General features: G+C 67.9%; 6 protein-coding genes. All 6 read right to left on the reverse strand.

The window, feature by feature from the left end:
* Positions 1-351 (reverse strand): ribosome silencing factor (gene rsfS, locus ACESL5_RS09165; protein ID WP_372592477.1); only part of this gene is annotated, 351 nt, incomplete at its 3' end.
* Positions 352-427: 76 nt separating this feature from the next.
* Positions 428-1,033 (reverse strand): nicotinate-nucleotide adenylyltransferase, encoded by a 606-nt coding sequence (gene nadD, locus ACESL5_RS09170; RefSeq protein WP_372592478.1) that lies wholly within the window; start codon positions 1,031-1,033, stop codon positions 428-430.
* A gap of 10 nt (positions 1,034-1,043) precedes the next feature.
* A complete protein-coding gene (locus ACESL5_RS09175; RefSeq protein WP_372592479.1) occupies positions 1,044-2,312 on the reverse strand; it encodes a glutamate-5-semialdehyde dehydrogenase in 1,269 nt (422 codons plus the stop codon).
* Positions 2,313-2,390: 78 nt separating this feature from the next.
* Positions 2,391-3,410 (reverse strand): DNA polymerase III subunit delta, encoded by a 1,020-nt coding sequence (gene holA / locus ACESL5_RS09180; protein ID WP_372592480.1) that lies wholly within the window; start codon positions 3,408-3,410, stop codon positions 2,391-2,393.
* Between the two features lie 6 nt (positions 3,411-3,416).
* Positions 3,417-3,968 (reverse strand): LPS assembly lipoprotein LptE, encoded by a 552-nt coding sequence (lptE, locus tag ACESL5_RS09185; protein WP_372592481.1) that lies wholly within the window; start codon positions 3,966-3,968, stop codon positions 3,417-3,419.
* Positions 3,968-6,019, reverse strand: a 2,052-nt coding sequence (gene leuS, locus ACESL5_RS09190) for a leucine--tRNA ligase (protein ID WP_372592482.1), incomplete at its 5' end; no start/stop codon positions are given. The genes lptE and leuS, both read right to left, overlap by 1 nt.

The following is a 6,019-nucleotide window of genomic DNA, read 5'->3' on the forward strand; positions in this document are numbered from 1 at the left end:
CGCGCGGGTCTCGGGCATCATCAGGTGGACGATCACGTCGATGAAGTCGACCAGCACCCACTCGGTCTGCGGCGTGTCATCGCCCTCGACGTTCATCGGCCGCATGCCTTGCTCCTTGAGGCCCTTGACCACTTCCTGCGCCATGGCCTTGAGGTGACGGTCGGAGGTACCGGAGGCAAACACCATGTAGTCGGTGAAATTGCAGCGTTCGCGCACGTCCAGCGTGACGAGATCCACGGCCTTGAGGTTCTCCAGGGCCTCGACGACGTGGCCGAGGATCTCCTCGGCCGGCATCGGCGGGGTCTGGTCGACCGGTGCGTTGCGGGTGGATGGCGGTTGGTTGGCACTCATGAAGGTAACCTGTCGGCATGGCGGCATCGGGCCACCGATTCAAAAACGGCAATGGTCGACCGATCCGGGGATACGGTCAACCACAAGTGAAGTGACGGACGACCGGTTCGGGCACGAGATAGCGCAGCGACCGACCCTGATCGACCAGCGCACGCAGCCCGGTCGCGGAAATGTCCAGCCGGGTGATCTCCACGGGAACGATCCGCCCCGGCGCGGCGCCGGGCAGATCTTCGGCCGTGGCACGACGTGCCTCCAACCACTCCCGGGCCGTCCCCTGCGCCCGGGCACCAGGACGGGTCGCAACCGCGATGTGCGCGGATTCCAGGATGCGATCGACCTCGTGCCAGTCCGGCAGCCCGTTGAACGCATCCATGCCCATCAACAGCACCAGCGGCTCGCCCGGGAACTCGGCGGCGAACTCGGCCAACGTGTCACTGGTGTACGACGGCCCCGCGCGGCGATGCTCGCGGTCGTCGAGAACCAGGCGCGGATCGTCGGCGATGGACTCGGCCACCAGTTCCAGTCGGGTGTCGGCATCGAGCAACGGCTCGCCGCGGTGCGGCGGGATGGCCGCCGGCACCAGTTGCACCCGGTCGAGGCCCAGCGCCTCGGCCACCTCGGTGGCCAGGCGCAGGTGTCCGATGTGGATGGGGTCGAAGGTCCCGCCGAAGATCCCGATCATGGGCGCGCGATCAATCCCGGGTCTCGCCGTTGCCCAGCACGATGAACTTCTGCGCCGTCAGCCCTTCCAGGCCGACCGGGCCGCGGGCATGGATCTTATCGGTGGAGATGCCGATCTCCGCGCCCAGCCCGTACTCGAAGCCGTCGGCGAAGCGGGTGGAGGCATTGACCATTACCGAGGCCGAGTCCACCTCGCGCAAAAAGCGCCGCGCGCGGGTGTAGTTCTCGGTAACGATGGTGTCGGTGTGGTGCGAGCCGTAGGTCTCGATATGCTCGATGGCGGCATCCAGTCCGTCGACCACCGCCACGGCCAGGATCGGGCCGAGATACTCCTCGCCCCAGTCGTCGTCGGTCGCGGCAACCATGGACGGGACGATCGCACGCGAGCGCTCACAGCCGCGCAGCTCGACCTCGTGCTTCGCGTATTCCCGGGCGAGATCCGGCAATACCGCCTCGGCGACCTCCTGGTCGACCAGCAATGTCTCCATGGCGTTGCAGACCCCGTAGCGATGGGTCTTGGCGTTGATCGCGATGGCCTTCGCCTTGTCGAGGTCGGCATCCGGATCGATGTAGACATGGCAGACGCCGTCGAGGTGCTTGATCACCGGCATGCGCGCCTCGCGCGAGACGAGCGCAACCAGCCCCTTTCCACCGCGCGGTATGATCACGTCGATCGCCTCCGGGCTGTGCAGCATCGCGGTAACCGCCTCGCGGTCGGTGGTGCCCACGATCTGCACGGTCTCGGCCGGCAGCCCGGCGGCCTCCAGACCGGAACGGATGCAGCCGGCCAGAGCCTGGTTGCTGTGGATCGCCTCGGAGCCGCCGCGCAGGATGGTGGCGTTACCGGACTTCAGGCACAGGGCGGCGGCGTCGATGGTCACGTTGGGCCGCGACTCGTAGATGATGCCGATCACGCCCAGCGGCACGCGCATGCGACCGACCTGGATGCCCGAAGGACGGAAGACGGTGTCGGTGATCTCGCCGACCGGGTCCGGCAGTGAGGCGATCTGGCGCACGCCCTCGGCCATCTTCTCGATGCCGGCGGCATCGAAGGCCAGGCGGTCGATCATGGCCTCGTCGAGCCCGTTGGCACGACCGGCCTCGAGGTCCTTCTTGTTGGCCTCGATCAGCGCGTCGGTACGCTCGACCAGCTCGTCGGCGATCGCCAGCAGGGCGGCGTTCTTCGCCCGGGTGTCCACGCGCGAGAGCGCACGTGCCGCCCGGCGCGCGGCACGCCCCATCGACTGGACTGTCTCGGTCACGGATTGTTCATTGGCCATCGGTCGCGGTCTCCTGATGTTTCGTTCGCCCGAGCCGGACACGACCCGACTCGCGACTACCCAGTGATTGTCTCGATTCTACCGTCCCGGCCGGGTGGCATGCAGCATCACCTGGTCGAGCAGTGCCCAGGCCCGCCCACCGCCGGCGTCACAGCCCTCCCCCAGCCCCTTGATGCAGCGATCCACCTCGGCGCACCCGGCCAGCAGGCGTTGCCAGCTCGTGGCCGGCATGGCGCGGGCCCGCACCTGGTAGCGCTTGGCGAGAAACGCGGGGATGCGGGTGTTCTTGAAACCGGCCTGGTCGCGATTGGCCAGTGCCACCAGGGCGCGCAGATCACGGGCGATCACCCACAGGATCAACAGGGGTTCGGTGCCCTCCCCGCGCAATCGCGAGAGCAGGTAGAGTCCCCGCTCCCGGTCCGCGTCCAGGATGGCATCGCTCAGGGAGAAGGTGTCCAGCCGCGACTGGTTGGCCAGACCTTGCGCCACGCGAGCGGCGTCCACCGGGCCTTCGAGGTCCAGCAGGGCCAGTTTCTCGATTTCCTGCGAGGCGGCCAGCAGGTTGCCCTCGACCCGGCCGGCGATCAGCTCGGCGGCGTCCCGCTCGAGGCGCACTCCGGCCTGCCCTGCGCGCTGGGCGATCCATTGCGGCAGCCGCGAGAGCGGGATGTCGTAGAAATTGACCGCCAGACCCGCGGCGGCCAGCTTCTTGAACCAAGCGCTCTTCTGCAGTTGCCGGTCGATCTTCGGCAGGCTGACGATCCAGACGTCCGTCTCGCCTCCGCCCTTGACGCGATCGGCCAGCGCAGTGAGCGCCTTGGACCCGTCCCGCCCCGGCTTGCCGCCCGGCAGGCGCAGGTCGATGATCCGACGGGAGGCGAACAGCGACAGGCTCGCGCCCTGGCTCTCGAGCGACCCCCAGTCGAACCGGCCGTCGACCTCGAAGCGCAGGCGCTCCTCACAGCCCTCGGCCCTCGCCTTCGCCACGATGGCATCCCGGGCTTCCTGGACGAGCAGCGGCTGGTCACCGCCGATGACGTACAGCGGCTCGAGGCCACGGGCGAGGCGCTGCTCGAATTCCTGCGGCTTGGCGAGCACGCGACCTCAGCGACCTTCGCCAGGCGCGATCAGGGTGTCGGGATCGACCGGCGCGAGCAGTCGGTAGAACAGGAGCTGGCCGACCAGCTCGCCCAGTTCGCGGCGAATCTGCGCCTCGTTGCTGGAGGAGGCCAGCACGCCGGTCGGGTCGTAGTTGTAGTTGCGCGCCTGGCTGATCTCGTAGCTGGGCGTGCGGGACCCGTCGGGCAATTCGATGCGGTAGCGCAGCTGGTGCAGCAGCTCGTACTGGCGCACGTCGGCGCTCGGGTCGACCACCGAGGCGCGCTCCTCGACCGTGTCGCTCTCGACCACCAGACGTGCGGTGGCATCGCGCGGGGCGTCGACCAGCTCCGCGTCCGCGTTGGCAAACTCGGCGACCAGCGTGCGGTAGACCGTGCCGGACTTCGACAGCCCCGAGACGTGTACGCGCTCGAAGGCCGGGTCGACCTGCGTCATGCCCCGCAGGTGGTAGCCGCAGCCGGCGAGCTGCACTACTACCACGAGGGACGCGAGGGCCACCAGGGCCCGCAATGCACCGCTTGCCGCTGAGACGTTCATTACTTTGCCACCACGATGTTGACCAGCTTGTTCGGCACCACGATCACACGCTTGACCTCGCCCTCGTTGGTGAAGCGCTGCACGTCCTCGTTGGCCAACGCCTGCGCCTCGATGGCCGCCTTGTCTGCAGCGGCCGGCACGTTGATCTTCGCGCGCAGCTTGCCGTTGACCTGAACGACCATCTCGATCTCGTCGCGCACCAGCGCCGCCTCGTCCTGGGTCGGCCAGGCGGCATCGGCAATGGTGCCCTCCCCGCCCACTTCATGCCAGAGCACGTGGGTGATGTGCGGCACGATCGGCGCGAGCATGCGCAGCATGTCCTGAATGGTGGCCGAGACGACCGCCTCGCCGACCGCGTCGGTCGCCTCGAACCGGGCCAGCTCGTTGAACAGCTCCATGTTCGCCGCGATCACCGTGTTGAAGGTCTGGCGCTTGTCGATGTCGTCGGTGACCCGGCCGATGGTCTCGTGGAGCTTGCGGTACAGGTCCTTCGCCGCGCCATCGGCATCGGCCAGTTCACTGGCCGACTCGATGCGTCGGGACAAGTCGATGCCTGCCGCCTTGCGCTCGGCGACCTGCCTCCACAGGCGCTTGAGGAAGCGGTGCGCGCCCTCGACGCCCGAGTCCGACCACTCCAGCCCCTGGTCGGGCGGCGCGGCAAACATCATGAACAGGCGCACCGTGTCCGCGCCGTATTCCTCGATCAGCTCCTGCGGGTCAACGGTGTTGCCCTTGGACTTGCTCATCTTCGCGCCGTCCTTGTTCACCATGCCCTGGGTAAGCAGGCGGGTGAACGGCTCGGGGCAGTCGGCCGGGATCAGGCCCTCATCGCGCATCAGCTTGTGGAAGAAGCGCGCGTACAGGAGATGCAGCACGGCGTGCTCGATGCCGCCGACGTATTGGTCGACCGGCAGCCAGTAGCCAGCACGATCGTCGAGCATCGCCTCACTGGAATCGGCACTCGCAAAGCGCGCGTAATACCAGCTCGATTCGAAGAAGGTGTCGAAGGTGTCGGTCTCGCGCTCGGCCTCGCCACCGCACTCCGGGCAGGTGGTCTCGATGAACGAGCGGTCCGACTTGATCGGCGAGCCCGGACCGTCCATCACCACGTCGGTGGGCAGCACCACCGGCAGGTCCTCGTCGGGCACCGGCACCGGGCCACAGTGTTCGCAGTTGATGATCGGGATCGGGCAACCCCAGTAGCGCTGGCGCGAAACGCCCCAGTCGCGCAGGCGGTAGTTGATGGTCTGCTCGCCGCGGCCGTCGGCCGCGAGCTTGGCGACGATGCGATCGAAGGCCTCCTCGCTGGAAAGCCCCGTGAACTCGCCCGAGTCGATCAGCGTGCCCTTCTCGGTCATCGCAGCCTGGGCGTAATCGTGGTCGGGGTCGCTGCCCTGGATCACCGGCTTGACCGCCAGGTCGTGCTTGGTGGCGAACTCCCAGTCGCGATCGTCGTGCGCCGGGACGGACATCACCGCGCCGGTGCCGTATTCCATCAGCACGAAATTGGCCACCCAGACCGGCACCGTCTCGCCGGTCAGTGGATGGGTGGCGGTCACGCCCAGCGGCAGACCCTTCTTCTCCATGGTCGCCATGTCGGCCTCGGCGACCTTGGTGTGGCGGCACTCCTCACGGAAGTCGGCCACCTTCGAGTCCGTCTCGGCGGCGGCCACGGCCAGCGGGTGGTCGGCGGCCACGGCGAGGTATGTCACGCCGTACAGCGTGTCCGGGCGGGTGGTGAAGACGGTCAGCGGCTCGCCGTTCTCGACGGCGAAGTCCAGTTGCACCCCGCGCGACCGGCCGATCCAGTTGGCCTGCATGGTGCGCACCTGCTCGGGCCACTGGTCCAGTTTGTCCAGGTCCTCGAGCAGCTGGTCGGCATAGTCGGTGATGCGGATGAACCATTGCGGGATCTCGCGGCGCTCGACCGGCGCGCCCGACCGCCAGCCGCAGCCGTCGATGACCTGCTCGTTGGCCAGCACCGTCTGGTCGACCGGGTCCCAGTTGACCACCGCGGTCTTCTTGTAGGCGAGCCCCTTCTTCACCAGGCG

This window comes from Guyparkeria sp., from assembly GCF_041687595.1.
Lineage (GTDB): Bacteria > Pseudomonadota > Gammaproteobacteria > Halothiobacillales > Halothiobacillaceae > Guyparkeria.

Excerpts from the sequence above, each read along its gene's own strand:
- nadD (WP_372592478.1), bottom strand. The coding sequence starts at position 1,033 with ATGATCGGGATCTTCGGCGGGACCTTCGACCCCATCCACATCGGACAC.
- ACESL5_RS09175 (WP_372592479.1), bottom strand. The coding sequence starts at position 2,312 with ATGGCCAATGAACAATCCGTGACCGAGACAGTCCAGTCGATGGGGCGT.
- lptE (WP_372592481.1), bottom strand. The coding sequence starts at position 3,968 with ATGAACGTCTCAGCGGCAAGCGGTGCATTGCGGGCCCTGGTGGCCCTC.